26 protein-coding genes and 1 tRNA gene are annotated in these 25,359 nt (G+C 39.6%); 13 read left to right on the top strand and 14 right to left on the bottom strand.

All coding sequences use genetic code 11. From position 1 onward, the window contains the following. Window position 1: 1 nt before the first annotated feature. Complete coding sequence (locus tag N773_RS0115810) at window positions 2-3,583, bottom strand: helicase-related protein (RefSeq protein ID WP_024858700.1); 3,582 nt, start codon at window positions 3,581-3,583, stop codon at window positions 2-4. Between the two features lie 336 nt (window positions 3,584-3,919). On the opposite strand from N773_RS0115810, the gene N773_RS22300 reads away from it, so the two are divergent. From N773_RS22300 to N773_RS0115790, 4 genes are all read left to right on the top strand, one after another. Next, window positions 3,920-4,078, top strand: a complete 159-nt coding sequence (locus tag N773_RS22300; protein WP_155250909.1) for a hypothetical protein — start codon at window positions 3,920-3,922, stop codon at window positions 4,076-4,078. Window positions 4,079-4,142: 64 nt separating this feature from the next. Next, window positions 4,143-5,855 (top strand): hypothetical protein, encoded by a 1,713-nt coding sequence (locus N773_RS0115800; protein WP_024858699.1) that lies wholly within the window; start codon window positions 4,143-4,145, stop codon window positions 5,853-5,855. Beyond that, complete coding sequence (locus N773_RS0115795) at window positions 5,809-6,558, top strand: SOS response-associated peptidase (protein WP_242840403.1); 750 nt, start codon at window positions 5,809-5,811, stop codon at window positions 6,556-6,558. The genes N773_RS0115800 and N773_RS0115795 overlap by 47 nt, the downstream gene beginning before the upstream one ends. 104 nt (window positions 6,559-6,662) lie before the next feature. Beyond that, complete coding sequence (locus N773_RS0115790) at window positions 6,663-6,857, top strand: hypothetical protein (protein WP_024858697.1); 195 nt, start codon at window positions 6,663-6,665, stop codon at window positions 6,855-6,857. Between the two features lie 200 nt (window positions 6,858-7,057). Here the strand turns inward: N773_RS0115790 and N773_RS0115785 are convergent, their stop codons facing one another. The 9 genes from N773_RS0115785 to N773_RS0115745 all read right to left on the bottom strand — a co-directional run bounded on the left by N773_RS0115785 (window position 7,058) and on the right by N773_RS0115745 (window position 14,373). Beyond that, complete coding sequence (locus tag N773_RS0115785) at window positions 7,058-7,777, bottom strand: hypothetical protein (protein ID WP_024858696.1); 720 nt, start codon at window positions 7,775-7,777, stop codon at window positions 7,058-7,060. A 28-nt stretch (window positions 7,778-7,805) separates the two neighbouring features. Next, window positions 7,806-8,570 (bottom strand): hypothetical protein, encoded by a 765-nt coding sequence (locus N773_RS0115780; RefSeq protein WP_043537882.1) that lies wholly within the window; start codon window positions 8,568-8,570, stop codon window positions 7,806-7,808. Between the two features lie 82 nt (window positions 8,571-8,652). Then, a complete protein-coding gene (locus N773_RS0115775) occupies window positions 8,653-9,771 on the bottom strand; it encodes a hypothetical protein (RefSeq protein WP_024858694.1) in 1,119 nt (372 codons plus the stop codon). Between the two features lie 3 nt (window positions 9,772-9,774). Next, window positions 9,775-12,078 (bottom strand): hypothetical protein, encoded by a 2,304-nt coding sequence (locus N773_RS0115770; RefSeq protein WP_024858693.1) that lies wholly within the window; start codon window positions 12,076-12,078, stop codon window positions 9,775-9,777. A 354-nt stretch (window positions 12,079-12,432) separates the two neighbouring features. Then, complete coding sequence (locus tag N773_RS0115765) at window positions 12,433-12,648, bottom strand: hypothetical protein (RefSeq protein ID WP_024858692.1); 216 nt, start codon at window positions 12,646-12,648, stop codon at window positions 12,433-12,435. Next, a complete protein-coding gene (locus N773_RS0115760) occupies window positions 12,645-13,040 on the bottom strand; it encodes a hypothetical protein (RefSeq protein WP_024858691.1) in 396 nt (131 codons plus the stop codon). Before N773_RS0115760 ends, N773_RS0115765 begins: the two co-directional genes overlap by 4 nt. Before the next feature lie 3 nt (window positions 13,041-13,043). After that, window positions 13,044-13,742, bottom strand: a complete 699-nt coding sequence (locus tag N773_RS0115755) for a hypothetical protein (RefSeq protein WP_024858690.1) — start codon at window positions 13,740-13,742, stop codon at window positions 13,044-13,046. Between the two features lie 11 nt (window positions 13,743-13,753). Then, window positions 13,754-13,966 (bottom strand): hypothetical protein, encoded by a 213-nt coding sequence (locus N773_RS0115750; RefSeq protein WP_024858689.1) that lies wholly within the window; start codon window positions 13,964-13,966, stop codon window positions 13,754-13,756. Window positions 13,967-14,007: 41 nt separating this feature from the next. After that, entirely contained in the window at window positions 14,008-14,373 is a 366-nt protein-coding gene (locus N773_RS0115745; RefSeq protein ID WP_024858688.1) for a single-stranded DNA-binding protein, read from the bottom strand. 228 nt (window positions 14,374-14,601) lie between these two features. Between N773_RS0115745 and N773_RS0115740 the strand changes: the two genes are divergently transcribed. Then, a complete protein-coding gene (locus N773_RS0115740) occupies window positions 14,602-15,024 on the top strand; it encodes a hypothetical protein (protein ID WP_024858687.1) in 423 nt (140 codons plus the stop codon). Here N773_RS0115740 and N773_RS0115735 read toward each other — a convergent pair whose 3' ends face one another. Together N773_RS0115735 and N773_RS0115730 are read right to left on the bottom strand one after the other, a co-directional pair. Beyond that, entirely contained in the window at window positions 15,025-16,428 is a 1,404-nt protein-coding gene (locus N773_RS0115735) for a relaxase/mobilization nuclease domain-containing protein (RefSeq protein ID WP_024858686.1), read from the bottom strand. Next, window positions 16,377-16,736, bottom strand: coding sequence for a plasmid mobilization protein (locus N773_RS0115730; protein WP_024858685.1), 360 nt, complete (start codon window positions 16,734-16,736; stop codon window positions 16,377-16,379). The genes N773_RS0115735 and N773_RS0115730 overlap by 52 nt, the downstream gene beginning before the upstream one ends. Before the next feature lie 819 nt (window positions 16,737-17,555). Between N773_RS0115730 and N773_RS21385 the strand changes: the two genes are divergently transcribed. After that, on the top strand, window positions 17,556-17,864 hold the full coding sequence (locus N773_RS21385) for a helix-turn-helix domain-containing protein (RefSeq protein WP_024858684.1): 309 nt from the start codon (window positions 17,556-17,558) through the stop codon (window positions 17,862-17,864). Window positions 17,865-18,271: 407 nt separating this feature from the next. Here the strand turns inward: N773_RS21385 and N773_RS0115720 are convergent, their stop codons facing one another. Further along, a complete protein-coding gene (locus N773_RS0115720; RefSeq protein ID WP_043537851.1) occupies window positions 18,272-19,810 on the bottom strand; it encodes an IS1182 family transposase in 1,539 nt (512 codons plus the stop codon). 558 nt (window positions 19,811-20,368) lie between these two features. Between N773_RS0115720 and N773_RS0115715 the strand changes: the two genes are divergently transcribed. From N773_RS0115715 to N773_RS21375, 5 genes are all read left to right on the top strand, one after another. Next, window positions 20,369-20,881, top strand: a complete 513-nt coding sequence (locus N773_RS0115715; protein ID WP_024858683.1) for a helix-turn-helix domain-containing protein — start codon at window positions 20,369-20,371, stop codon at window positions 20,879-20,881. Next, complete coding sequence (locus tag N773_RS0115710) at window positions 20,881-21,324, top strand: hypothetical protein (RefSeq protein ID WP_024858682.1); 444 nt, start codon at window positions 20,881-20,883, stop codon at window positions 21,322-21,324. The genes N773_RS0115715 and N773_RS0115710 overlap by 1 nt, the downstream gene beginning before the upstream one ends. Window positions 21,325-21,801: 477 nt before the next feature. Next, entirely contained in the window at window positions 21,802-22,032 is a 231-nt protein-coding gene (locus N773_RS0115705; RefSeq protein ID WP_024858681.1) for a helix-turn-helix domain-containing protein, read from the top strand. 127 nt (window positions 22,033-22,159) lie between these two features. Further along, the gene (locus N773_RS21380) at window positions 22,160-22,732 is read left to right on the top strand and encodes an N-terminal phage integrase SAM-like domain-containing protein (RefSeq protein WP_051454296.1); all 573 of its coding nucleotides are present in this window, start codon (window positions 22,160-22,162) and stop codon (window positions 22,730-22,732) included. A 10-nt stretch (window positions 22,733-22,742) separates the two neighbouring features. Then, window positions 22,743-23,423: a site-specific integrase gene (locus tag N773_RS21375; RefSeq protein ID WP_080678354.1), complete on the top strand. Its 681-nt coding sequence runs from the start codon at window positions 22,743-22,745 to the stop codon at window positions 23,421-23,423. A gap of 80 nt (window positions 23,424-23,503) precedes the next feature. On the opposite strand, the gene N773_RS0115695 is transcribed toward N773_RS21375, so the two are convergent. Next, a tRNA-Leu gene (locus N773_RS0115695) sits at window positions 23,504-23,583 on the bottom strand. Between the two features lie 506 nt (window positions 23,584-24,089). Between N773_RS0115695 and N773_RS0115690 the strand changes: the two genes are divergently transcribed. Together N773_RS0115690 and N773_RS0115685 are read left to right on the top strand one after the other, a co-directional pair. After that, on the top strand, window positions 24,090-24,470 hold the full coding sequence (locus tag N773_RS0115690) for a response regulator (RefSeq protein WP_024858680.1): 381 nt from the start codon (window positions 24,090-24,092) through the stop codon (window positions 24,468-24,470). Next, window positions 24,471-25,355 carry a chemotaxis protein CheX gene (locus tag N773_RS0115685; RefSeq protein WP_024858679.1) on the top strand — a complete coding sequence of 295 codons (885 nt, stop codon included), beginning with the start codon at window positions 24,471-24,473 and terminating at the stop codon, window positions 25,353-25,355. The last annotated feature ends 4 nt before the right edge of the window (window positions 25,356-25,359 follow it).

The raw sequence follows: 25,359 nt of genomic DNA, 5'->3' as shown, positions 1-25,359 counted from the left end.
ATTAATCCCCCACAATCGTAATAACACCATTAACCAATAAAGAAGGCAATACATCCGCCTTCTCAGCAGTTGCTTTTATTTCTGTATTCTTTCGAGAATATTTTTCCCGAACAGTCTCCAACTCACTTTGACGCATACGCTTAATATTCTCGTCATATGCGTCCTGTATCTGCTGTTCCAATGAACGGATCCTGTTTCGGAATGTATTAGCTATACTTTCAAGTTTAAACGATTCCGTTGATTTAATATCTCTTTTATGTTTTGTACTGGCTTCAAGCCACATCTTAACATGAAGTTTCTCTATGTCAGTCCAGTCAAACTGACCATCCGGATTACTTTCAGAATCAGAAGCGTCTTCTAATAGATATGGTAATTCTGCAGCAATCTTTTCATTCTCACAAACGGTAAGCAGTTTTGTATATGTATTATATCCTGTATACTGCCAGGCATAAATCGAAAAAACGTATGAACCGGACGGGATCTCGGAGGTACTTAACGTCAGATGTAAATGCGGTTCCTCACTACGTCCAAAATACTGCGCTGCTTGCTTTGCCAGCGGGTGCATAGCAGTTATGAAGAAGCTGTCACGTTCTTTTGAAGCAGTCTCCGGATCAAATGTTATACCATGGTTAGGTTTTTTTCCGCTTAAATAGTTTTCCCATGTTCTTCTGAGTGCATTACGACCACCTGAGAGTTTCTTCAGATCATCTCTTAATGTCTGCCTTGCTGACGCAGAAAGGCGTAGTGTTTTCAGTGATGATTCACCTAAAATATACTGTCCTTTACCGACCCGGGCAGTAATATAGTTTTCTATCAGTTTTTGCAGGAAGTATCCGGATATCCACGGATTTTCTGCTTTTTTTATTTCCTGAGATGTTGAAAGCTCTGTTAGATCAAAACCAAAGAGTTCCTTTTCTTCATCTTCAAGGCGGTTCAGCTCCTGCATTTTTCGCACTTCATTATCCGCCATCTGTTCAAGCTTTCTGTTGCGCTCTTCTTCAGTAAGAGCAGTATCATAAACAAGTGAATCAATATCGTAAGCGATCTGTCCGAGGATCTCTTCACAGTCGCCTATGCTTCTCTCAAATACACCGATACGCATAAGACATCTGTGATAAATGTCTGCATCTACAGTCCCTTCAGTAATAATGTTATAGATGTTTACAACATCGCTTAACTGACCACGACGGTCAATTCGACCTATTCGCTGTTCAATCTTCATAGGATTCCACGGCAGGTCATAATTGATCATCATATCACAGAACTGATAGTCAAGGCCCTCTGAACCGACTTCGGTAAACAAAAGAATATCTATCGCATCTTCATTTTCACGAGGAAGTTCAAAACGTGATTTCAGTTCGTAGCGAGCATCATCTTTAACACTGCCATCGATCTGTTCAACCCTGAATCCGCATTCAGACAGTTTTCCCTTTAAATATGACAGCGTATGTCTGAATGTACTGAAAATCATTATTTTATTGTTTGACTGTTCCTGCTTTTTACAGATGATATTATATGTCTCTTCAAATTTCGGATCTTCATCAGGAAGATTTTCTGACATACTCAGAATATTCCTGGCAAGTGATGAAATCGTACTGATTGATTTGTCATCAAGATCTTCGCTAGTAACATCAGAATCATAATCAAGCTGCTTCATTCGTCTGCTGATAATATCTCTGATATAAGGTGCAAGTCCGAAAATACAGCTTGCGGCCTGTCTTCGAATCATACTTATCATAAAAGGAACTGTATTTGCATTGTGAAGTGTAGAAAGTGCTGTATGTTCAAAATATAGTAATTCATTATGAAGCGTCTGCTGATAATCAGTAAATGAAATCGAAACCGTATGGGGACGTCTGACACAAAAATCCTGAATATCACGTCTTCGGGTTCTGTTGAGCATAGTTCCAAAGCTGTGAAGTGACTCAATATCAGAAATAAGCTTTACGCGTTCTTCACGGTCTATTTCATAGCTTTCAAGACGTCTCAATATATCATTATACAATGGATTCTCCGCAATAACGTTATCGCCCCATTGTGTTTTCTGAAGGTCAAGCAGTTCCGTTGTCGCCTTTTCATTCCAGCCTTCTTCCATTGCTCGAACTGAATGAACGGCACGGGAAATATTAGCGTTCGGGCGCGACATCATATTAAACGTATCCTTATCCACAACAATATCAGGACGAAGCACGTTAAGAAGCGTAAACAGATCATTATCACTTGTCTGTAAAGGCGTTGCTGTGAGCATTACAACTGCATCCGAATGGTCACAAAAATATTTAGTACACTTGTAAGCAAATGCTTTTTCTTTATCATCACTGCCATTTCTTATATGATGTGCTTCATCAACAATAACAAGATCAAAGTGCGGCTCAGGGTCAAGCTCCGATAATCCGAAAATACGATTCCTTTTGCCGCTCTCACCTTTATATACTTTTGAATCAAGTATTGAATAAGGAATAATAGCTTTGTTAAATCTTACCGGCCAGTCTCCGTCACGGTCAGTATCGGAAATAATTTGTCTGAGAGTTGTTCCATCTATAGGAATAAACTCTTCATCGAACCTTTTCATTTCAAGTTCCCATTTACGTTCAGCTACCAACGGTTTTGGACAGATAACCAACACTCTCTCCAGATCTGATCTCGCTTCAAGCTCCTTGATTATCAGTCCGGCTTCAATTGTTTTACCAACACCAACGCTGTCTGCTATCAGAATTCGTGGTTCATCAGAGTGTATCATTTTCAGTGCAGGACGGAACTGATATGGAACAAAATCAATACGTGCTGAATTAAGCGAATAAAGATTCTGAGATGAAGGATTATTTATCTGATATGCAGTAAGGTAACTTCTCATTTCTGAAAGGCTGATCCAATTATACCCTGCCGGCTTCTCAGCAAGTGCAATCTGACCTGTATAGTACTGTCTGGTTTCATTATTTACAAAAACACTATACTGAATAATATCTCCCAGATCTTTCATTGATCGTACAATACCGTTGACCTTAGGGTCGCTAACTAAATACACAAGGCTATTTTCTTTAATAGCACCTGCTGACTCATTAGAAGTACTCTCCGCTGATCCGGCACTATCACCTGATTTATCATGAAAAGGCTCTGTACTAATACTATCAGGCTGTTCTATAAACTTAATGAAGCTCTTTACCTCTTCACAAGTATCCTTACTTCCGCCAAATTGCTCTATGAGGGTAAGCATAGTATTCAAATCCTGAAGTACTACATCCTTCCCAGGTAACTCAGTACTGCAATGCGCCCAGTTATTTCGCACATTGATCATTTTACGTATAGTTTCACGCTCATAAGAAGGAAGATAGATAATGGTTTGAAGGTTATACCAGGATTTATTCGCAATTCTTAATAATGCAGCAAGGTCAAAATCAGAAAGCTTGGTATAGCCTTTCTCTGTGACTTTTTCTCGCTGAGTAAAGCTCAGACTAGGAATAACGCACTCGTCCCACCAGTTATCTGTAACTCTTGGCAGCAGGTCATTGAGCCAGTTATATAATGTTTTTGAAGCTTCATGAAGGAAAGCATTCATCTTACTTATGATAATCTGAGTATCCATATGATCAACCTCTGTTGTAATAGTTGTTGTTGTGAATTCTGTTAAGAATTTCATTTTGGAATTATTAACTATATTATATCACAATTCAACAATTTTTTCAATAGATTTTATATAAGTTTTGGCTATTAGCAAAATTGGTGATAATGAAGAGCTAAATCACTGAGTTCAGCTCACCTCGCAAATTTTGCGTAAATTTTGACATTAATTTTGATTTCAATGATGATCCGCTGAACGTTGACATGATACGACATTTGTGATATAATGCAGTTAGCGCAAGGTGACCGTGATTATAGTACCATGAGTACTGTCAAATTCTACTCGATAGGAGGAAACTCTATGAAATGGGACAAAGAAGTCACCTTAGCTCTGATTGCGCTTACTAGCACCGCCATTACGGTTGGTGTTCCAGCAATCAAGGAGGTTGCGATACAGCATATCGCAGCCAAAAAGGAGATAGCTTTGGCAAAAGCGAAAGCTGAGTCAAACATCGCCTGAGCTTGCGTCAGAGCACACGATTTTCGGATTGTGTGCTCGTTTTCTTAGACAGGAGGGATGACAAATGAATACCGCTGATATCTGCAAAACAGCTTTTGATGAAGCATTTAATAAAATAAAAAGACAGCGTGATGTATCTGCAGTTGAATGTTTTGAAAAAGAAGCACACACATATACCTCTTCAGCCTTTTTCAAATTTGGCGGAGAAGAATATACGAGCTATCAATTTTTAATGGAACAATCTGAGCGAATATCGTATAACGCACTGTATAACATCATTTGCACCCTTTTAAAGAATAAATGTGTCGCTTGTCAGATAAAAAATGAAAAAGAATTCTTTATCGCTATACCAATATCAGGCAGTGACTTTTCCGGTTATTATTTTAAAAATTTTGGTTTGCCTTCAGCTTTACAAAATACACAAATCTCAGATTTTATAAATGATTTTCAGCAAACAGGTTGTGCCATTAAAGTTATGAAAATAGTTTGTCTAGTTAGCGACTCTGCTGAAAAAGCTATTTATAATAACATTGATAATTCTCCATTAATATCATTAAAAGATTTTTTCAAGCTATATTTAACCGAAGATGATTATGATGTTCTTAAAGCTGAAGAAATAAAATTTACTGACAAGGTTAATAAATATCTCAGTGTTTCAATAGTTCGTACTTTATCTCCAAATGCATTATTTGGATTCAAACAGACTATAGACTATACGATACGCAATTTCAAGTACGAATTATTCATTGATCCGGCACTGACCAATGAACAATTTGAATTAATAAAGGATCAATTTATCAACAGCAAGTATTATAAAGCACTTATAGGTAAAAATGATTTCGCGATAAGTTTCTTGACAGCAGAATGGCTGTTTGATTCTATTCGCTATTCTGGCAAAATAGATTATACTTCAATAGCGATGGGATATTTTAAAGCTATTGAGCAGTTGCTATTTGCATTTATATCATTACATACAAAGGAAAAAGATTCTCAAAACCGAACGATTTTTGTTTTAAAGAAAAAGTATGTCGACTTAGAAGATAGTGTCATCACTAATGATAAAGATGCTATCACCTTACAAGCACTTACAAGCTTCTTTGGGTATTACAAATTTGGAACAAATAACATTGAAATCAGAAATACAGATTTGCTTAATAATTTTATAGATCAAAGCAACACTTATCCAATAATCATTAAAATGTTCGGCTCAATAACAGAACTGCGAAACGGATATTTTCACAAAGATAATATAACCGATTTAGAAACTGTTACAAAAGCGAGAAATACAGCATATCTTTTCTTTTTCTACTTTTTAGGTTCGTATCAGTTATCTGAACATGAAAAAGAGCAATTTAATATACCAACTACGTCTAATACAAACAGCTTTTATAAGCTATGCGGATATACTCATTATCATAGTCGTAGTGTGTACTACCTTTTCTTTGATGACGGGAGTAAATTTGTATGTTCAGCATCTAACGATAACAAAATGTCATTCGACGAATACGGTGATGCAACATATTCAGGATTATATTTCCGTAACCTAAAATGGGCAAAAGTGAAGCCGTTTTCCATTAGTTTAAATGATATAATGAGTCATCGTAATGACGCAGAAGAAACATTAGATATTACTGAACAAGATTTACTTTATTGCAGCATGTCAGTAGGAGAAATGAAACCTATTCCTGACGGAATGCAATTCTCAGGCCCACAAACACTAATATATGATCATGGACATTTTTGTGCACCAACTGAAAAAGATCGACCATCATATTAAAAAAGAGGTGAACCTCATGTGTACCTGGTACTATGCTGAATCAAAATCACTGTCTTTCTTCATCGAAAAGGCACAGCGGCTTCCGCTTGCTTATTCAATAATGAACGCGATGGTAAAGTCAACAAAGATGTCTGGCAACATACGCCCCACGGACATGGCAGCTGTCATTGCACCGAACAAAAGCGGAAATATGAGCATATACCCGATGATCTGGGGTTTTACACACGAAACCTTTAAGCACCCGCTCATCAACTGCCGTGTCGAGACAGCTGACATAAAAGAAATATGGCATGATTCATGGGCAAGACGCAGATGTATCATTCCTGCATCGTGGTACTATGAATTTGGCGTACTCCCATCAGAATCTGAGTTTCAAGGTGTAAGAGACGAAAGGCGCCTCAAAAAAGAAAAGTTTGCTATTCAACCGGAAGGCTCAGAGATCACCTATCTTGCCGGGTTGTACCGGTTTGAAGAACATCAGGGCGCGCAGGTACCGATGTTTGCAGTGCTCACACGGGAATCTGTCGAGCCTGTCAGCACGATTCACGACCGTATGCCACTGATACTTGCGAAGGATAATCTGAAGGAATGGATACACCCTGATGGTGATCCGAAGAAGATAGCCAAGCTCGCATTGACGAACATGGTCATGGAAAAGGCCGTGGATTATCCGGAGCCGAAACCTGCGTTTATGCAGATATAGCTCACAAGCCCAATACATTTCCAAAATTTACATTTATCCTCCTTGACACTCCACCGCCAGAGTAGTATAATAGTACGAGTGTTAAAACTGGAGGTAAAATTCTAATGGAATCAATTACAGTAGGTGCGAAGATAAAGCTGAACGATACAGGTTTATACAGCGAAAAGCCTGTCGGCAGCACAGCAACGATCATTTATATCGATGAACACGATATGGTGTATGTGGAATGGTCAGACGGCAAGCTGACTTCCTACACTGAAGGACAGCTCCTTAAGAGCTTTGTACCTGCATTTGCATAATAATTCGAACAGTCGGCAGATCAGTGTGATGATGTCGGCTGTTTTTATCATTTACGATTTAAAAATACATAGTCGAAAATTTAAGGACGATCAACTTGTCAATGTTGATCGTCCTTTTTTGTTCGCATTCACTTACGGATAGTAAATCAATAAACTGCAAATAGTATGATTACTTGAATTTAGATTAAATTTCTAAGCATTCAGTCAATATAGTAAACAACTAACAGTGTAATCAACACACAAATGATAACTACTATAAGTCCTATAACCATCACACTAGAAACAGTTTTCTTACTTCTTTTGTATAATGATAAAAGAGCCATTTCATAGCCATCTATTTGACCAGATTTTACTGATATATGATTGAATGCGCAAACGCTTTGAACAGAAAAACACCTTTCAATTTGTAGTTTATAATCGTCAAAAGAATCATCTGAGACAAAAGCAACTAGTTGTTTACTCGGCATGGTATTCATATGCATTGATTCTTTCTCCGAAACGTCTATCTCTATTCCAGTAAAAAAACAATCAGGAGTAATCCTATATTCTAATCCAGATTGCTGATCCTCGCATGATAAGCGCTCCACGCTTTGAATTACGGCTTGAATACTACCATAATAATTCTTAGAAAAAGAATGGTATAGACTAATTATAGTTTCAGCATTGTTTGGATCAAAAAATACAGCATTGACATACTTCTCATCATTTTCATCTTCCATGCCAAACACGCCTAAAAGCGGAATACCATTTCCATCTGTTGCAAGTATCATATTATGTTTTTGCTCGATATTTAAAAGAGAATATATAGCTTCCGGTATCTCATCATCATTCACAGCAACACTCTTATTATTACTAAAATCATATTTTACAGTGCGATAGCCATAACTCGAACGAAATGAGCATTTATAGTATGTAATCATGATAAGCTCCCCCCACCTAGGGAAATCATTATTTCTTCCGGAATGGATCAATACGACTAAAAAAATCCTCTGCACCACGCTCAAGAGTAATGTTGATTCCTGTTTTCTTCCTCTCCGTGTTTAAACCACTTTTCATCAAATGTGACTGAGGCTTTGTTCTCAACAAATCGTAAATTGCACAGCAATCAACTGCATCTCGGCTTGGATTAATTTGATTAAATACGCATTTGTTTTTATCACGAATGGAAAAAAATAAACTGATACGCTGCTGATAATCAGAGTATTTATGTTCAGTAATAAACGCAAATATTGTATTTAAAGGAATATAATATTTGCTTTGTACATTCTTATCCGGACATGAAAAACTTCGCAAAATTCTTAAATTGTTTGCGTTAATACTATAATCTAACGTACCCAATAATGAATCATCATATTGAGTCCTCTCAAAGCAATCTGTTAGTGTTACTAAAGACTTACCATAATGATTCGTAAATTGACTAAATAAATTAATAATATTATCAGGGTTTTGTGGATCACTAATCACGACATTAATGTATTTCTCATTATCAGCATCTACTATACCCATAACAGCTAAAAACAAACAATTCTTGTCATCTGATGATGCAAGGATAACAGTATTGGAAAAATCAGTGTTAAAAAGAAAATCTATTGGTTGAGGAAGTGGTTGATTCGATAATGGATGAAGTGTTGCAGCACAATCAGAATCCATTGAACACATACCCATTTGATAACCATTTCCTGATCTGAACGAACACTTCGAATATAGTACCATAGCATATCTACCTCTTCATCATACTAAAGCAACGCAATACATCAAACAAAAGATACTGTCGAAAGTACTGTTTTGTTCGTTATTAGTTGTTGTCAATGATTTCAAGATTATCAGGATTCTGTATTATTTCAAATCCAATAACTTGCTTTGAATTCTCCTGAATAGACTTTGCAATTTTTCCAATTTCATCGATATAATCCGTTTCTTTTGCGAGAGTCAATCTATCTTGGAACCATTCCATAATACGAAATCCTAGTTTCTTCTTTGTTCCTTTGTATGCCTTTTCATAATAGCCAGATCGTAACTTGTGATACACATAAAGTAGCGAATACAGTAAAGGCCGATCGCAGAATCTTGGCTCATATTTCATAGGTGGACAATAACGATATAGAATATCCCCAGTCTTAATTACAATGCAGCTCGTATTAAGAAAAGAATCAAATTCAAGGCCACCAAGAGTAAGGACAGGCATAATCATAGTTGTAAACTTTGTTTGATGATCAGCTTTTTTTAACCATGCAAACAACTGAGAATATTCACTCTTTATTCCATCACATAACCTTTTCATTTGATATTTTCGATAGTCATCTTGATTTCCTGCCGTTTCACTCTGACGATAATACTTTTCACACTTTACAGGAACAAACAAAATCATTTTCTTCGCATTGGTTTGATTTTCAGGGCTAATATGATCTGTAATGAAACTCGTGATTCTTTCTGTCTCATTCTGTCCTTGAAATTGACCTTTATTCTCCATTAACAAAACAGAGTCAACCACAATAATAATTACATCAGTACGTTCAATTTCATCAGATAGTTTTTGATCAAAACTTTGATCTGCCATTGCTGCCCCTATTTTTTCGCCTTCAACATCGACGAACCGAATCACTATTGGCTTTTTATTTTTTTTATTGACAAGTTCTAATTTAACATAAGCATCGGAAAATCCAGCTGTGCCTTTATCATACATTTTGTCGAAAGGCTCATATACAATATGTTCACCGCGAAAATAAGTTTTCATAGTACTTATTGTCTTCATTAGAACAGGATTTGCATTTGCTGAAAGATGAATTTTAGTATCCGCAGTTACCGTATTAAATTCGTCTAACATTGAAGCAAGCAGACTAGTTTTACCTGTTCGTCTTGCTCCTAACATTAGTATCTGAATATCTGGTTGTGGGTTTTCAAGCTTTTTTTCCATAGTTTATTCCTTTCCGTTACCTTCGATGGCAACTGAATCGAAATCTTGCTGACTGTATGAGCAGAATTGCTCCATAGTATTTTTCCACTTATGGTAGAACGCACTGCTTTCTTTGTATTCTTCTAAATCATCCTCCCAGATTATACCCATATGGGAATAATAGAACGATTTCCAAATTTCCGTGGCAGTCCGTTTGTGATTAGCAAAAGAGAAATTCGTCCTATCATAAAACTCACATAGGTAAGAGTAAAGTATACGGTTCGGATCGCGGAACAGATCTTCTCCAAATTTAAATCTTAATTCCTCGCACACCTCACCTAAACGTTCTCTCAATTGGAAGTGAATTGACATAGCCTGCACCTCAGTTGTTTGCTTTGCAAGCTGATTATCTTTTCCATCATCAGCATTACGATTTACTAATCGATCCAAACAAGATTGAATTCGATGCATCAAAAAACTACGAACACTTATTTGAATTCTAGCAATAGTCTCAAATGCAAGCCTAAAATTCTCATATCGTTCATTCTGGAAATACTGTTCAGCAAACTGGATTAACCACTCTGCTTTGTCAGGATAATCAGAAACCGGAAGCAATTTATCAAGTTTACCACCTTTTTCCGAGGATAGCATAGAGACAATTTTTTCACGGAATTCACGAATCTGTCCCTCAAAAACTTCATTGTCAATTTCCAAGAATTGTTGTGAAAACCTTGTACGTAGACTATCAAGTTCATGCCCCCAAAGGTAATATAGTTCATTGTCCATACCACCTTTTTGTAAACTATCTTCTAAACTCTTAACAGAAGGAAGAAGTTGAATTGAATCGTTGAGAATTTTATTGACTGCTTCACGAAATGCTACACAGTCTTCTGATTGTTTATATTTTAGATCCGTTTTATAATCTTTAAGTAATTTCATCATGCCCGAATCATATAAAGCACCCCAACGCTCTCCTAAGAAGTCAAACGAGTCGACTTCTTTCATTAACACAGCATTAAATGCAGAACGTAGTGAAGATTGTACTTTTCTATACTCGGAATATGCAATTTCTGCTTGTTTATGAACTTCTAAAATTACTCCATCATCAACATATTGAATATTTGAAAGTAAATTGTCAAGCAATTTAAACAAACAATCATAAACCTCATCCTTATTTGAGACATCTGTAATAAATGAGCCTGCACTTTGTAGCCCAAACTCTTTCATTTCATTTTCTTTACATACTCTGCAACGAGTGCTATTGTCTTTTCCTTCTCTATTATCATGATTAAACACCCAAAACAGCCATTTTTCAAAGTGCCTATCACTAAACTTTTCACGCAGTTCTTTATGCAAGTTGAGATAATCTTTATCTTGTAATGTACCGCAATCATCATCAGGTTTTACGATAATGACTGCTGCGTCACTTTCATCACCAACTGTCTTTATCATAGATTCTTCAATTCCGACAGCCGTATCCCCTAAACCGATAGTATCTCTTAATACAAGTTTACCAACATCAGAATTTGGAAACTCACATTCAATAACGGCTTCTTTTACCGCAAGATACTTATAATACGTTTGGCGCATGGGATCATATTCATCATAACCATTATGTTGAGCAACATATTGCTGAATCTCATTTGGCTCTGTCAAAACAATTTTTTCTTTATCAATCAGGCAAGACCATTCCTCATAATGTTCGATATACGCCTTGAGATGGGCGAATATTTGCTGTTCTTGTCCAACGGCAAGTTTGCTTCTCAATTCTTCTACCGTGAACTTGCTGAGATCTTCATATCGAGATAAACGAACCTCATCTTTGCCATACAATTCGTCAAAATAAGCCTGAAGAACATTTAAAATATCTACTGGAGAATAGAAATGAATAGTTGCCTTGAAAGAATTATTAGGAACATTGAAAATAACTGACCTAGTACCAGTACAATGTCCTGTTGGAAATGCAGGAATGACATCATTCCCTAATCCACTAATAGTTTGGAGTAACAAACTTTTACCCTGCCTTGCTTTGCCAATTACCGCCAGATTTACTTGATCACGCGAAAAGCGATCAATAACCTTTCTATATCTGCGAATAAGAAGAGTTACAGCATTACGCAAATCATTCGTCTGAATGGTTTGAACATTATCTCTGACTTCTTGATCAACACCATACTTTTCAGGACCGTTGAGCAATGTTTCTCTCATGTTGTCAATTTGTGTGATAGAATCTAATATTCCCTGAACAGATTCCAAGCATTCATTAAGATAAGGTATTTGTTCCTTTCGTCTTGCGATAACTCGATCAATGCGTTCTTTAATTTCCATGTCTTTATCCTCCAACTCTTCCTATCGGAAATAATATTACTACTTTTCATCACCCATATTCAGCAATTTCATATCATGCTTTGAGGAGATTATGAATAGTCCCTTAATTATTATATCACAATCTGTCGAAATTTTCAAGTAGTTTGCAAATATTTTTGTTTATATTGTGTGTTTTGCGAATTTAAGTGATTAATTTTTTCTTAAATATCTTTAAAGTTTAGTTAATCATATACTCATCAATTTTAAAACACCTTAATATTCAAGCATGCTAGAAAGTATTATAGATCATTTAAATAACCAAATATAAAAAAGAAACGGATAGTCCGTCAACATTGGACAGGCTATCCGTTTCTTTTATTCAGCAAACCCACAATCCGACACTTTCAGCTTTGTATGCTCTGCATCCTGCGGATCCACAATATCATATGTAATCGAGCTACACCGCAGTTCTGTGCAAAGCTCGGCAGCCTGTTTCAGGAAGTCCGGTGGTATCCCGATAAGAGAACCATCGTTCTTTATGAGCTTTACACCGTTCCTCCGCAGCTCTTCAATATATTCTTCGCTCTTCATGCATACACCATCGAAGCGAATACAGCTTCCTGTGCTTCTAGGCGGAGCATGTTGCCGATAGCGCCCACACGATTGAGATCACCCGTGGCAAGAGCTACTCGGTAGTCAACGCTCAGTGTCATGAACAGCTCCGTCTGATCGTTCAGAGCGTCCGTTACCTTCGTGTCGAGCTCGTCAAGGTAACGGTATATCTTGCCTTCGTCAACAAGCTTCTGCAAGCGTTCCGGCTTTTCTTCCTCGACGTAGTGCAGATGATACCTTATATGATCCGCATGGAACACGTATCGTTCCTGTTCACCCGTACTGGGGTTTACGTGCCGGACGGTCTGTGTGTCGGTGTTAAGCTCCCATTCGGAAACACCCTGCACTAAATTCTTACTATGAAAAATCATATCCTACCTCTTTTTCTTTACGTAAACGCCCACACCAACGGCACCGGCGACTGCAGCAACACCAATGACGATCGGGACGGGATTGGTTCCTGACTTCTGTTGTTTCTTACCTTCCGTTTCATACGGACCGACTGGAGCATCGTCTTCTGATGAAGCGTTATCTCCTGCAGCGACTGCTTCACCCACAACACGAGGAGCTTCCTCACCTTCATCTTCTATCTCATAAACGGCTTCGCTGTTGTTCTCTGTTTCCGGTTCGTCTTCTTTCAGCGTACTGTACGGTGGAAAGCTGTCAACTGTATTACCGCCGCTGTCGATCATGAACCAGGTTCCGTCCTGGAGCGTGAAACTGTAGGTGGTGTTTTCGGTCTCGATCGTCCAGCCACCGTTATCATCATCATTGAAATCCCAGCCGTTGATAAGGTTTTTGTAGTAGTGCTTGTAGGCATATTTTATCTCGCCGGTTTCCGACCAGTCGTATTCACCGGAGCCGTAGTTTTCGTCGAGCCACTTGTCGAGGATATGATGCTTATATGAAGCTTCGGGGAAGTCAAAGCCGTTATCGCCTTTGCCGTTCCAGATATCCTCCCAGACAGCATTTTCGATGGTGTCACGGTCGAGTGCTTCGTCAGCGTAGACTGTAACGGCTGTGCTGAGTGCAAATGCGGAAGCGAATAATGCTGTAAGAATCTTCTTTTTCATTTATTTTCCTCCTAATCATCTTCATCGGTGCAGTAGTCCAAACCATTCTGTATCTGCAGAAAGATACCGGAATAACGGTCATGTTCTGCACCATCACTGTTCATCATAGCTTCAAGGAAGAATACCATTGCTTCCTCACGGTCGTCCCATACTTTTTTGTATCCGTGACAAACCGTTGTAACTTTACGGCTGCGTGGCATTGCTAATTCGGGAGTTTTTAACATAGTGAGCACCTCCATCTTGAAAGTTCATTTCACTTCTGATCTTAAAACGGAACATCTTCGTTTGTGGTGTTCCCAGCGCTGTTTACTGTTTCCTTCTTCTTAGCCGAGAAGTGTATCTCATCGACCTTCACTTCGGTAAAGCTTTGCTTAACACCGTCCTTCTCGTAACAATTGATGTGAACCGCACCTACAAGAGTTATCATATCTCCTTTTCCGAACCAGTCGGCAATCACATCAGCGTTATTGTTCCAGGCGGTACAGCTGAAAAAGTCGGTTTCTGACTTTTCCTCACCTTTACGCTTCGGACGGTCACAGACTATCGAGAACTTACATACACGGTTTTCACCTTTGGTCTGTACTTCGGGGTCGGCAGTCAGTCTGCCTGCAACTAAGAATTTGTTTAACATTAGTTACCTTCCTTTCATGGTCTTCGATTTTTTGTTCCTTCTGTGATTTTATTATACTTGACTTTACGCCTAATGTCAAGTATAATTTTCAGAAGAAAAAATACTTTTGTAGAAGCGCTAAAAAATGCGTTCTGCTTTTTGGTATGTTTTAACAAGATTTTTGTTATGCTTGACTTTATGCCTAATCAATGGTACAATAAGGTTAAAATACTACAAGGGGGAATACACTTGTTCAAATATAAATGTGAGCTGTGCGGTATGGAGTTTGAAAGCAAGTCCAACCGTGCAAAATACTGCTACTACTGCCGTGACAAGGCACAGGTCCAGAGAAACAAGGCATATGCCGAAAAGAAGAAAGCCGGCACTTCCGTTCCGATCGGAAGCGAACAGAAATGCCCGATATGCGGCAAGACCTATACAGTTACTTCCGGTTCTCAGAAATACTGCAAGGACTGTATGAAAAAACAGCAGCAGGCAAGCAAAGGAAAACCTTCTGCGGAATACATCAAGGAGAACTACGATTATGTCCGTTTCAATGTTCCCAAAGGTGAAGGCGATGCTATAAAGGCTTATGCACAGGAACATAACATGACGATCAAGGATCTTCTTCTCACCGCCTTAAAGGAATACCAGGAAAACCACAAGGACTGATCATTCAAGATCTCCGTCCTTTTTACGTTTACGCTGCTGCTTCTGCGGTTCAAGCTCCTGACGTAAAAATGCATCAATATCACTCTGCGCTCTGCTCAGTTCCTTAAGCTTCGTATCCGTTTCACGATAAATACTGTCTTTCTCTAAACGCTCTGTTTTCAGGGCGTTTATTTTTTGCTCCAGTGCTTCTGCTGTCGGCATTCTGCCGTCAGCATACCACTCATGAAGCTGGCTGTTCAGCTCCCCGTATTTTCGCAGCTCATAGCTGTGCTCTTTCCGGAACTTCACCGCCTGATTTCCGCTTAATGTTTTCAGCTCGTCATACACCGTCTTATACTTTCGGAATTCTCTTATAACCGAAGCCTGAACTTTATAGTCATCGATCTGCGTTTTCATGCTGTTCAGCTCACGCACGAGAACAGCTCTCTGAGCAAAGGTCCGGTTACGTTCCTGCTCCACATCTTCAAGCTGGATCCCGTACTTTGCAATGACGTTTTTCGCCATACTTGCAAGCTTCATGTTTCCACGGTCGATCGCATCACGCACAAACTTCAGATCAGGGTCAAGAACCCTCTCACGTATGCGTGTTCTCGGAACGTACAGCATGCCGCCTTTATATTCTTCAATGCGGTTGATTATCTGTTTCGTTTCGTAAAACCAGCCGAGCGTTCGTGCTCGTGTCATCTTCGCACGCGGATTGCGTTTCTTCTGCTCGGCAAGCATGAATTTCAGATCAATTTTATGTGCCGGATTGTACTCGACGAGAATACCGTTTTCCCGACATCTTTTCAGAAAATCTTCAAAGCTTTCGCTGTCGATTATCACGTTGTCGATCGCATATTTCAGACGTGCTTTCCAGCTCAGCCCCTGACGGTTCATATCCCATTCCCAGTGGGATTTACCCTTCGTGTTCGACGGTGTCTCAATGACCGAGATATTATGCTCTCTGCACACCTCATCAGACAGGTCACGAAGCTTCTGAAATGAACGGTCTTTTTTCGTAGTTCTTCTGTTCTCATGAGTTTCAAAAGTTCTGCCGTCAAAAGCGTTCACATTATTGAAAATGCAGTGCAGATGTATGTGATCTTTGTCGGTATGGACTGCAAGGAAATACTGATACTGATCTTTCAGAAAACGACGACACAGTTCCGCACCTATTTCGAGTGCCTGTTCGGGTGTTACTTCACCCGGAGCAAAGCTCTGTATGAAGTGCTGCGACAGCACCGTATTCAGTCCCGTTCCCATCGCCCGTATCTCGTCAAAATCTCTGCTTGCCTGATACGGGTCCCGGCTGCAATTTGAAGTAAGAATATACTTTCCATTCTCCGTCTTTTCAGGATTTGCAATATATGCTAACGCTTTAGCCTCAGTAGCTTTGATTGGATATATCTTAGTGGCTGCCAAATCCTATTGATGCCCTCCCTTATCTCAGCTATATCTTCATCGTAAATTTTCCCGGTACTGTTCACGCGCACGGCTATCTGATTTACGTTGTTTGATATTGAACTCATAAGGCGGTGTATCTCCCTTAGTTCCGACTCGTTTAACTGCACGATATACCCCTCAAAAATCATCGTCCTGACAAACTCGCTGCGTGACTTTAATCCGCTGTTCTGAAACTTCATTTCAATGGCTTCATACTCTTCTTCTGTAAGGCGTATCTGCATGTATCGGCTGTGCGTTTCCCGCTGCTTTTTTTCTGCTATTTTCATCATTCCTTTCGTCGGGGTCTTAGGGGCTTTGCCCCTGACAAGCTTAGTGCGGCAGAGCGTTCAGTTTTCCGAAACTGTAATGCGGAGTTGCCGTGCTTGCTGGGAGTGAATCACCACTCCGTGGTGATATTGCATACCCCCTCACTTTACTACCGTTAAAATCAGAAAAACGGGAAAGAAAAACGCAGAGTTCACAAAAAATTCACACTTGAATTTAAGAAAATAATACATAAACTTCTGAGCCGATAACTGTGCACCTTTCAAATTCAATTGACATATCCGTATAATTCATTTAACACGGTTTGTAAACAGAGCTGAAAACAGTATATTTGCAACACTATAAACTGAAAAACGTCATAAATGCGCCGCAGTATTTCTCTTGACTGATATAGTCTGATTATGTATAATGAAAGTGCATAGAAAAGGAATGAAGAATAGTAAGCAGAATCATTCACAGTTGAATCAAAATTATCGCCAGAAGCGGAAGGGCTTTACCGTTCTGCTGATTCAACACCTAAGATTCTAAACATTGATGATTATGATATGGCAGTCATCTAATGGTCGGACGGAGAGCTGACTTCTTTTTCTGAAAACCAAGGAATTATTTGAAAGACTATGATCCTGACGACAGGACAATAAGGAGGTATTCTTTTTCTTCACTGTTTTGTTTTATCTGTTTTGATTTTTATTTTTTACTAACGTTTACGTCTATAGATTATTCACCTAAATTTTCATACGATAGTGTCCGTGCGGACGTTATAATCCTGCCCGATGAGGTATATAATATAATCAAGGATTTATATGCTAAGGGGCGGTATCATGGAGATCGGTATGAAATTAAGATCACTGAAAGAGAAAAAGAAGATGACCAATTACCGCCTGACACAGATGACAGGTATTTCGGGGCAGCACATAAGGGGAATAGAAGAAGGAACACGACAACCTACCCTCGAAACGCTAAGTCGGCTTACAGCAGCACTTGGAACCTCTCTGTCAGAGTTATTCAACGAAGATACGGAATGTTCGTATCTAAATGAAAAGGAACGGAAGATCGTTGAATACGTCAGGATGATGTCTGAAGAAAAATCAGACGCTCTTCTTAATCTGATCGAAACCTGGTACAGGTAATATATGAAGCAGCTTTGAACCCGATCGGGTCAAAGTCCCGTGGTAAGGAGTTGTTACGAAAGTAATGGCTCTTTTATTTTTGGTGAAAGCCGGTCATAAGCACAAACATACTCGGTAATGAAAAGATCATTGACAGCACCATACAGCGTGATCATACAGGATCAGCAGGAGGTGGTAATCAGGCTGGATATGCATTCGTTTACTATGGATTGCCTTGTATAGCAATTGAGTGAAACCATTATCGTATAATGTTATAGAAGGGGGGTGTTGCAATCGCAGCACCCTCTAACCATATCCGAACATCAGAGTAAAAAAACATATTTACTGGTGAAATAAGCTGTTTCAGTGCGCACACCCCCAAGCCCTCTTCAAAAAAGAGGACTCGGGGGTGTAATGTTCTGCTGGTTTTATGCTGATTTCAGTTCAAAAAGAGAAATTCCAAGTCGGTTTTCTGAGATCTTAGCAAAAAGCTTCTTTATGTTGTATGCAAGTCCCAGCAAAAGGAACTCAGTTCTGATGTTATTTTTCCCCCTGCACAGGAATCTTCTGAAGCCATGATCCTGTTTCAGTACTCCGAATACGCCTTCAGCCTGTATGCTTCGGTTCATTCTGAGCTGTTTTCCGAATTCGGTCGTTATATTTTCCAGGCTTTCTGTTCTCAGTTCTTTGAACTTATGCGATATAGACAGCGTCTTGTTTCCTTTTGCTTTTGTACAGTTCTGTTTGTAGGGACAACCTTCGCAGCTTTCACATCTGTACATAGCTTTTTCGGAAACGAATCCCGTCTTGCTTTTTTCGTGTTTAGTCCCGACTCTCCAAAGTATCCTGCCGGCTTTGCATACGAAAATATCGCCCATTTCGTGGTATTCCATATTCTCGGGTCTGCCGTATTTTGTACGATAATTCCGCTTTTTGCTCTGCTCATAATTTACGGGTTTTATGTATGAGGTCATGTTATGTGATCTGAGATAAAGATAGTTCTCCTCGCTCTCATAACCCGCATCACAGATGATGTTTTTCAATACAAACAGCTCCAGATCGTTGAGCTTTGACAGAAACGGGATCAGCGTATTTACATCGCTCCGTTCGCTTGAAACGTCTATACCTACAATATACTCGCCTTCCACTGCTGCCTGTATGTTGTATCCGGGTTTCAGCTGACCGTTTCTCATATGGTCTTCCTTCATGTGCATGAATGTTGCATCGGTATCTGTCTTTGAAAAGCTGTTTCTTCCGTCAAAAAGGCTGTTATATTGTTCGTACTGCTGTATTTTCTGCTGATATCCCTCAAGCTTTTCAAGTGCTTTCTGATATACTGATTTATGATGTCCTTTTCCGTAAACTCGTTCAATACCAAATTTTATCATAAGTGAAGAAAGTGTACCGATCATATCCGAAACTGGCGTATTTTCGGGGAATCTCACACCATAAGCATAATTTATCTCATCAAGTATCTCAGGCAGTTTTGCTCGCAGTTTCTGTTCGTTTTTGGATACAGACTTCTTCCAGACGAATGTATATCTGTTTGCATTAGCTTCGATCTTGGTGCCATCAATGAACAGGTTCTTACCGCTTATCTCTTTCATATTCAAAAGATACTTTACAACAGCGTAAAACACACGATCGATCTGTTCTCCCATTTTCTGTCGAAATCTTGAGATAGTGCTGTGATCCGGAGCTCCAAAGCCATCGAGAAGCCACATGAAATGGATATCCCTTTTGCAGAGCTGTTCAATCTTACGGCTTGAAAAAGAGTCGTTCATGTAGCCGTAGATGAGTATCTTCATCATGATATCCTCGGGTATGGCGCCATTCCACTTGCTTACTATCGTGTATTCTTCTTTTTGATAGATCTCATCTATAACATTGCTCAATACTCTGACAGGTGAGCTTTCTTCGATGTAGATCTCATAATTCATGTTAAGACGCACTTGACAATTTCTCATTTTTGTGGTACAATCCTTTCGTTGGTTTGATGTTATATTTGCAATTACATTATACCACAAAATGAGACGCCTGGCACTACCTTTTTGGTGTGTCAGGCGTCTTTTTCTTTGTTGGGGCTGCAACAGCCCCTTTTTTATTTCAAAAAGCCGTGTTCCAAGGTGAAATTTTTGTGATAGCCGGGACACTTTAAATAACAGCAGATTGACTGTAATGCTCGCAAATACGATGCTTTCCGCTGTTATCATATAATTTGGGCGTTTTTTCAACAAACCACGTAAATATGCGGTTTTCATCAAAAGTGACTGACCCAGATCCGGGTCAGTGGTGGGGGTCTAAACCATTGATTTTTCGGGCGTTTGGGTTCATAATATATGTAACGAAAAACAATTCGCTGCTGTACAGTGAACTCATGCGCAGAGGTTACTCGATCACTGTATGGGAACAGAATATGATTCAATCAGACAGACGAGTAATGTTTGATTGTCGGACGGATGATACCTGATGACAGTCTCACTGTGTCTGTTTGCGTTTCCGTCCGTGATAAGGAAAGGACTGAGATGTTCATGAAAAATGACGGCACTATTTTCAGAGATCACTTTAATTACAGTGACTTCAATGACGCTGAAAAGAAGGAATATATTGATTACGATGATGTCAGAATCGATGATAAAGACACCATACATACAGCGTTACAGAAATACCGGAGAAAAGCAAGAATCAGCGAAAGAAAGCTTGCAGATGAAATGGGTATTCCGAAAAGTACAGTGCAGCGCTACCTTAACGGAACTAATCCGGTACCACAGGATATTCTTGCGGCAATAATCATTATACTTAAGCCTCGTCCGTCCAGACAAAGACAGCTCTATGCTCTGGCAGGATATATACGCCCGGACGGCACTTTAACTACAAATCCAAGAAACAATAAACGATCCGAAATCATCGGTGACTTTCTGGACGGCTGTCACTATGTAAGAAGTTTTACTCTTGCGGCCTGTAACAGAAAGCTGATGATAAATCACTTTGAGCCTCTTACAAATGCCGGTATCGACGATAAAGTGGTGATACCCTGATGAGCAGGTTCTTCTACACACATTTCGGCGAATCAGTACCGCATGAGATCGAATGCGAATACAACAAAATGAGACGTAAGGAGATGTGGAACGATGAAAAGGAAAAAGCTTACCGTGCTTCCTCAGTAAACTTTTACGAACTGGAACCGGCACTGGCTGATCCTTCAAGTCTTCCGTCTGCTGAAAAAGAAAAGGCGGATAACGAAAGAAAAGCAAACAGGCTGAAATATCTCTCAATGGGTCTGGCAAAAATGAAAAAGGATTCTCCTATAAGCTACACGCTGATAAAGGAATACTACTGCTCAGCATCAGACGACAAGTTTACATACCCGATGCTGGCTGCCAGACACGGTCTGACCACAGACATTGTGAGATACAGGATTCGTCTTGCCAAAAAAGCCCTGCGAAACTTCATAATATCACACGAAAATGGCTGTGAGTAATTGTGCAGTGCGCTGATTTTTCTTTCAGAGAGCAAAAAAACTGCGAAAATCTTTCCCGTTTTTTCAAAATCAACGGTAGTAAGATAGAAGGGCTTATATTGATGATAAGTCCTGGCATATCATATTAAGCCGGAACGGCACAGTTTTTATCCATTTTCCTGTGCCGTTCCTAAAGCTTAACATTATTGTTCTCCTTTATTTTACTCCTTTCTACCTATAAGGCAGCAGAAATGCTGTCGGGAGTACCCACCTGAAATAATGTGGGTACTTCCAACAGCATTCCTAAATACTATAAACCTATATGTTTTATAGTCTTGATACACTGTCGGGAGCTTCTCTTCCTCCGAGGGGAAGCTGCCAACAGTATATCATATTTGGGCATAGAAATATCGTACAGACGATATACTGCTATGATCAGTATCTTGACAACAGAATATTCATCAGGCTAAACACCGGGAGTTTAAAGGAGGATCAGCTATGACTGACTATGAAGCCTATGACAAGCTCTTTTGTTCATACCCTGATGTTGTTACCGTAAAGGAAGTAAGTAAAATGCTTGGCTTAGGTATCAGAAACACTTATAAGCTGATTTCGGACGGAAAGCTCCATTCGCTTAACTGCTGTAAAAAAATACTGGTTACAAAGGTCGAGATAATAAATTACGTACTGCAATGCGCACAACAAGAGGGGCAAACAGAAGCAATATAATGACAAGTTAGTAGAATCGCATACAAGACTTTTGAAAATCACTTGTAAAAGCAGTAAAGGTGCGCTATAATAAAGCCACCAACTTGTACGCAGACTCTGCCAGCTTTCACACAAGGAGGATAAATAAATGAAAGCAAGTCTGCCCTTTAAATTCATTACTGCTGTGAAAAACAGCAAGCACTATGTGGTCTTTGATTACAGAGACCGTACAGGCAAAAGAAAAAGGAAATGGGTCGGAACAGAGCTTCCTGAAAAATGCAGAAAAAAAGATCTGACAGCAAAAGTAGACGAGATCGTTGCTGACTTTTACAGAGAGCATCTCGAAGATGATACGGAAACAGCTGAAACAGCATACGTTCCTGCATCATCGACCGGAAAAAACAGTGCGTCAACGTGTGAATATACGTTTACAGAATTCTATAAGATGTGGCTGGAGGCTATCAAACCTACTGTTGCGGAAACAACATTTGAAGGCTATACGCACACATCCCACCGTATAATAAAATACTTTGACAAGAATTATCCGGACATAAAGCTGAAAGATGTAAGAGCTATTGAACTGCAGAAGTTCTATAACGATATGTATGCCGGCGGCATTTCCTCAAACACAATAAAGCACTATCACGCTAATATCCATAAGGCTCTGAAATATGCGGTCAAAATGGACCTGATAATGGTAAACGAATCGGAAAAAAACTGATCGTCCGAAGATGGAGAAGTTTGAAGCAATGTTCTACAATGAACACGAGCTTGGTCGTTTGTTTACTGCTTTCAGGGGTGACCGTATGGAACTTGTGGTGCTGATAGCTGCTTACTACGGACTGAGGAGAAGCGAAATAATAGGTCTGAAATGGGATGCTATTGACTTTGAAAAAAAGACGATAACGATCCGTGAAAAGGCTTATGTTATTTCTGAGAATGGTAAAAGTATTACTAAATTCGACAATCAGCTGAAAACCAACTCAAGTCACAGGACACTTCCACTTATTCCGTTTATCGCTGATCTGCTCAGAGAAAAGAAGCAGAGAAATGAGTACCTTGCGGAAATACTGAAAAATGAATACTGTCACGACTATGACGAGTATATCTGCACAGATAACCTCGGACATCTTATCACGCCAGTTTACGTAACAGATCATTTCGCAAGCATGATAAGGAAGCACAGACTGAAGAAGCTCCGTTTCCACGATCTGAGACACTCATGTGCAAGCTTACTGCTTGCCAGCGGTATTCCGATGAAGGCAATACAGGAGTGGTTAGGTCATTCGACATTCCAGGTAACAGCTGACTTCTACAGTCATCTGGATTATAACTCTAAGATTGATTCAGCTGATGCAATCGCACAGGTTCTTGGAGCCTGCAGGGATGCAGCCGGTGGAACAGAGACATAATGTGAACACTGTTGAAAACAGAGTAAGGCAACAAAAAAAGAACCGAGCCAGATAACTAACTCGATTCTTCATGAAACTGATGCCGATGGCGGGACTCGAACCCGCACACTTTCGTACTTGATTTTGAGTCAAGCGTGTCTGCCAATTCCACCACATCGGCTTATAAAAATCTTTCTACACAGAAAAAATTCAAAAATGGTAGATAAGATGGTAGAAGGATTCATACACTGACAAGTCCTTTTCTACCATGATCATAAGATTCCCACGTGTTTATGCCATTAGAACGCTTTCAAAATTACGCAGAAACCTGAAAACAAATAAATGAGCCAGCGGATTTTGAGTCTGCTGCGTCTGCCAATTTCGCCACAGCGGCGTGATCCTGCGTTAATTGACCATAATATTATAACATATCGCATCACGAAAGTCAAGTGGTATCCGGCAAAATTATATCATCTAAAATTTATGCATAATCACTATTAAAACAGCCTAAAAAACGGTTGATTTTTACAGCGAAATATGTTAGAATTATTAAGACGAGGTATGTATGATTTTAAAGTAAATGTCATTTAAAAAAATCATCAAGAACCATTCATTTGGAATGTAATGAAAATACTAAGTTTACTTCGATCTGCTGCCTTTAGAAATATATAAAGGAGGAATTACAATATGGTTATACAAGATCTTAAAGTCCTCATCTGCGACGACTCCATGTTCGCAAGAAAAAAGATGAACATGACTATATCTGCACTGGGTATAAATGAAGTATATGAAGCAGCTGACGGTGAAGAGGCTGTTGCCAAATACAAAGAGAACAAGCCCGATGTGGTATTTATGGATATTATTATGCCCAGGATAACAGGTATCGAGGCTCTCAAACAGATCATTGAATTTGACCCCGATGCTAAAGTCGTTATGGCTTCAAGCGTTGGTACACAGGGTCACTTAAAGGAGGCTTTACGCGCAGGTGCTGCGGATTTTCTGCAGAAGCCTATATCTGATGAAGATACCAGAGCAATCCTCGAAAACGCCGCTAAGGGGGTGCTGTGATTGTTTGCTCAATTTTTCGGAGGTTATCTACTCCATAAAAAGCTGGTCACTTCTGAAGATCTGACGCAGGCTTTTGAGGATAAAAAGCATACAAGAATGCGACTTGGCGTGCTGGCTATAAATGCGGGACTTATGACCGCAGATCAGGTCGAGCACGTTAATATAACTCAGCAGAGCGTTGACAAGCGTTTCGGCGACCTTGCTGTTGAACTGGGATACGTCACCGAAGAACAGGTAGACAAGCTGCTTTCCCAGCAGCCTACGGAGTATCTTCTTCTCGGTCAGACCCTTGTTAACAACGGCGTGCTTTCCAATGCCCAGTTTGAACAGGCTATAAAGGATTACAAATCCGATAACGAACTTACTGACAGCGACCTTGAAGGCAGCAAGAACGAGAGCCTGAACAAGCTGGTAACCGAGTTCTATCACCTTGAGGAAGCAGCAAATGCCAGAATGCTGACAGACTACGTTACCATGATGTTCAAGAACATCATCAGATTCATTGACGGCGACTTCACACCGCTTGAAGCCATCGTTATACGTGAATTTGATGCCGAGACACTTATCGAACAGCGCATCACAGGCACTTACGACGCAGTCACCTGTATCACCGCCGAAAAGGACGTTTACTTTGAGTTTGCGAAGAGATTCGCAGGCGAGAATTTCGGTGATATCACAGGATACGAGAATGAAACTGTGGGCGAGTTCCTTAATGTGGTAAACGGTCTGTTCGCAGTAAACCAGTCCAACGAGGGCGGTGCTGAACTTACAATGACACCACAGCAGTTCATTCAGGATAAGAAGATAAGCTTTGAAAAGCCTGCTTTCTGTATACCTGTTGTGTTCAGCTTCGGCGAGGTGGATTTCATAGTTTCAACCGAATGATATT

The organism is Ruminococcus albus AD2013, from assembly GCF_000526775.1.
GTDB classification, from domain to species: domain Bacteria; phylum Bacillota; class Clostridia; order Oscillospirales; family Ruminococcaceae; genus Hominimerdicola; species Hominimerdicola alba_A.
Note: the sequence above shows the minus strand (reverse complement) of the source record. Positions and strands in the feature narration are given on the sequence as shown.

Bases quoted from the DNA above. Each gene is read 5' to 3' on its own strand.
- N773_RS0115810 (WP_024858700.1), bottom strand. From the start codon at position 3,583: ATGGATACTCAGATTATCATAAGTAAGATGAATGCTTTCCTTCATGAA.
- N773_RS22300 (WP_155250909.1), top strand. From the start codon at position 3,920: ATGAAATGGGACAAAGAAGTCACCTTAGCTCTGATTGCGCTTACTAGC.
- N773_RS0115800 (WP_024858699.1), top strand. From the start codon at position 4,143: ATGAATACCGCTGATATCTGCAAAACAGCTTTTGATGAAGCATTTAAT.
- N773_RS0115795 (WP_242840403.1), top strand. From the start codon at position 5,809: ATGGACATTTTTGTGCACCAACTGAAAAAGATCGACCATCATATTAAA.
- N773_RS0115790 (WP_024858697.1), top strand. From the start codon at position 6,663: ATGGAATCAATTACAGTAGGTGCGAAGATAAAGCTGAACGATACAGGT.
- N773_RS0115785 (WP_024858696.1), bottom strand. From the start codon at position 7,777: ATGATTACATACTATAAATGCTCATTTCGTTCGAGTTATGGCTATCGC.
- N773_RS0115780 (WP_043537882.1), bottom strand. From the start codon at position 8,570: ATGGTACTATATTCGAAGTGTTCGTTCAGATCAGGAAATGGTTATCAA.
- N773_RS0115775 (WP_024858694.1), bottom strand. From the start codon at position 9,771: ATGGAAAAAAAGCTTGAAAACCCACAACCAGATATTCAGATACTAATG.
- N773_RS0115770 (WP_024858693.1), bottom strand. From the start codon at position 12,078: ATGGAAATTAAAGAACGCATTGATCGAGTTATCGCAAGACGAAAGGAA.
- N773_RS0115765 (WP_024858692.1), bottom strand. From the start codon at position 12,648: ATGAAGAGCGAAGAATATATTGAAGAGCTGCGGAGGAACGGTGTAAAG.
- N773_RS0115760 (WP_024858691.1), bottom strand. From the start codon at position 13,040: ATGATTTTTCATAGTAAGAATTTAGTGCAGGGTGTTTCCGAATGGGAG.
- N773_RS0115755 (WP_024858690.1), bottom strand. From the start codon at position 13,742: ATGAAAAAGAAGATTCTTACAGCATTATTCGCTTCCGCATTTGCACTC.
- N773_RS0115750 (WP_024858689.1), bottom strand. From the start codon at position 13,966: ATGTTAAAAACTCCCGAATTAGCAATGCCACGCAGCCGTAAAGTTACA.
- N773_RS0115745 (WP_024858688.1), bottom strand. From the start codon at position 14,373: ATGTTAAACAAATTCTTAGTTGCAGGCAGACTGACTGCCGACCCCGAA.
- N773_RS0115730 (WP_024858685.1), bottom strand. From the start codon at position 16,736: ATGAAAATAGCAGAAAAAAAGCAGCGGGAAACGCACAGCCGATACATG.
- N773_RS21385 (WP_024858684.1), top strand. From the start codon at position 17,556: ATGGAGATCGGTATGAAATTAAGATCACTGAAAGAGAAAAAGAAGATG.
- N773_RS0115720 (WP_043537851.1), bottom strand. From the start codon at position 19,810: ATGAGAAATTGTCAAGTGCGTCTTAACATGAATTATGAGATCTACATC.
- N773_RS0115715 (WP_024858683.1), top strand. From the start codon at position 20,369: ATGTTCATGAAAAATGACGGCACTATTTTCAGAGATCACTTTAATTAC.
- N773_RS0115710 (WP_024858682.1), top strand. From the start codon at position 20,881: ATGAGCAGGTTCTTCTACACACATTTCGGCGAATCAGTACCGCATGAG.
- N773_RS0115705 (WP_024858681.1), top strand. From the start codon at position 21,802: ATGACTGACTATGAAGCCTATGACAAGCTCTTTTGTTCATACCCTGAT.
- N773_RS21380 (WP_051454296.1), top strand. From the start codon at position 22,160: ATGAAAGCAAGTCTGCCCTTTAAATTCATTACTGCTGTGAAAAACAGC.
- N773_RS21375 (WP_080678354.1), top strand. From the start codon at position 22,743: ATGGAGAAGTTTGAAGCAATGTTCTACAATGAACACGAGCTTGGTCGT.
- N773_RS0115690 (WP_024858680.1), top strand. From the start codon at position 24,090: ATGGTTATACAAGATCTTAAAGTCCTCATCTGCGACGACTCCATGTTC.